The organism is Candidatus Cloacimonadota bacterium, assembly GCA_011372345.1.
Lineage (GTDB): Bacteria > Cloacimonadota > Cloacimonadia > Cloacimonadales > TCS61 > DRTC01.
This window is the reverse complement of sequence record DRTC01000571.1, coordinates 1-2,319: the sequence shown is the minus strand read 5'-3', so window position 1 is coordinate 2,319 and position 2,319 is coordinate 1. Positions and strand designations below refer to the sequence as shown.

Below are 2,319 nucleotides of genomic sequence, written 5' to 3'. Positions count from 1 at the left end.
TTTCGTTACTGCCTTCAACAAAGTTCCGTTCAATAGATATTTCCTGAATACCCTGATCGTCTCGTTTTCTGTTGTTTTTGGAGTGATCGTAACGGGTTCGCTGGCTGCTTATGCTTTTGCCCGTATGCAGTTCAAAGGCAGAGAATTTCTTTTTTACCTCTTTATCAGTATGATGATGGTGCCTCAGCCTGTTTACCTGATCCCTTCCTACATTGTTTTGAATCATCTCGGCTGGCTCGATACATTCCTTGCTTTGATCGTGCCCTGGATCGCCAATATTTTCACGATCTTCCTCTTACGACAGCAATTCAAGACCATTCCGCAGGAACTGTTCGATGCTGCTTCCATCGACGGCTGCAGTCGTTTCGGAATTCTCTGGAAGATCGTTTTACCTCTTTCCAAATCTGTGCTCGCTACTGCTGCCATTTTCTCTTTTATCGGAAGTTGGAACAGCTTTATGTGGCCTCTCGTTATGATCGACAGTCCGCATCTGCGCGTTTTGCAAGTTGGATTGAGTTATTTCTCATTGGAAGCATCTTCCCAGACAACTCTCCTCATGGCAGCTTCGACTTTCAGTATTCTTCCTCTCCTGATCCTGTTCCTGTTCGCGCAAAGACAGATCATTTCCAGTTTTGCTTCAAGTGGATTGAAAGGGTAGTTTAAATAAAAACTTGCCAAATCTCAAAAATTTGGCAAGTTTCCGTTTCGTTGATTTATTTCTCAGCCAATCCATATTTTTCCATAATCCTCGCTAAAGTCGGATAAGTCGTATTCAACTCAGCGATAACTTTTGCTTTATTCCAATTATATTTTTCCAGAGCTTTGCGGACTGCTTTGCATTCTGCTTTTTCGGATATATCTTTTAAGGAAGTTTGGGTTGAGGTTTTAGAAGATTCTTTTTCGATCGGATAAAAATTTATTTGATCGTCTGTAATGAGATTACTTTCCGGACAACTGATAGAAAGGTTTTCCATCGTATTCTGTAGTTCACGCACATTCCCTTCCCAGGAGTATGATAGCAACTTTTCTTTTGCTTTTTCAGTAAAATACGGGATCGGAATATAATTGTAATTTCTCTCACAATATCTGGAAATATAATGATTTGCTAACAGAATGATATCATCTTTTCTGTCACGCAAGGGCGGAATAAAAATCGGAAAGGAATTGATCCTGTAAAATAATTCTTTGCGGAAATTACTCTCTCTTATTTCTTCGATGATATCCTTGCTGGAAGCCGTTATCAGACGGATATCTACTTTGATTATCTGCTCATTTCCGATGGATTGGATCTCCCCTTCCTGCAAAACTCGTAATAGCTTTGTCTGTAAACTTATATCCATATCACCGATCTCATCAAGGAATAAAGTACCGTTATGGGCTAACTGGAATTTTCCTTTTCGTTTGGAAGTTGCTCCTGTAAACGATCCTTTCTCATGACCGAAAAGTTCGCTTTCCAGAAGATCTTTCGGAATTGCAGAGCAGTTGATGGCAATGAACGGATTTTCCGACCTTTTGCTTAATTTATGAATTGCTCTGGCAACCAGTTCTTTGCCGGTTCCGGTTTCTCCCTGCAATAAAACATTAGAATCCGTAGGTGCGACATTTTTTATCTGCTCGAATACTTTCAGCATTTTCTCACTTTTGCCGATCATTCCCTCGAAACCGTGATCTTCCCGAAAGCGTTTCAATTCTTTTTTTTCCAGACCTTCCGAAATCATAATAGAAGTGAAATTACTCACGAATTCTTCTGCCTGTTTCAAGTCGATTTCTGTGAACGGCTCCTTTTCCGGAAAGTGCCTGTCCAGATATAATGCTCCGATGATCGCATCAGTTTCATCTCTTAAAACAACGCAAATTACAGATAAGAAAATATTCCCGACAATGCTTTTTTTTGTTTTAAGGTTTGTATCTTTTATCGCATTTTTAATATAGCAGGATTTTTTCTGCTTTAATGCTTTTTTAAGAATTGTATGGCTGAACTTTATTTCTTTCAGAGTGGGAGATTTGAACAGTATCTGCTCAAATTTGTTGATCAACAGGCAGCAATCAGCATTGACTTGCGAGCTTAAAAATGCTAACAGCAATTCATAAGTAGATTTGGGATTGTAATTATTTAAAGATGTCTTCACATATTTCACAAAATTATCATAACGATTATTTGTTTTTCGTGTCATTACCTTTTCTCCGCTTTTTTTAATGATTCGAGATTTTTATTTGATAATGTTTTTGTAAAGGATAAATCTAAAAAAAATCAGGATATAATTTTGGAAAGAGATTTTACTACGATTTTTTTTACTTGAACAAGATTGGAATCCTGTT

General features: G+C 37.9%; 2 protein-coding genes. One reads left to right on the top strand and one right to left on the bottom strand.

The window, feature by feature from the left end; translation table 11 throughout:
- Nucleotides 1–658, top strand: a 658-nt coding sequence (locus ENL20_10920) for a carbohydrate ABC transporter permease (GenBank protein HHE39066.1), incomplete at its 5' end; no start/stop codon positions are given.
- 55 nt (nt 659–713) lie between these two features.
- Here the strand turns inward: ENL20_10920 and ENL20_10915 are convergent.
- A complete protein-coding gene (locus tag ENL20_10915) occupies nt 714–2,174 on the bottom strand; it encodes an AAA family ATPase (protein ID HHE39065.1) in 1,461 nt (486 codons plus the stop codon).
- Nucleotides 2,175–2,319 lie beyond the last annotated feature (145 nt).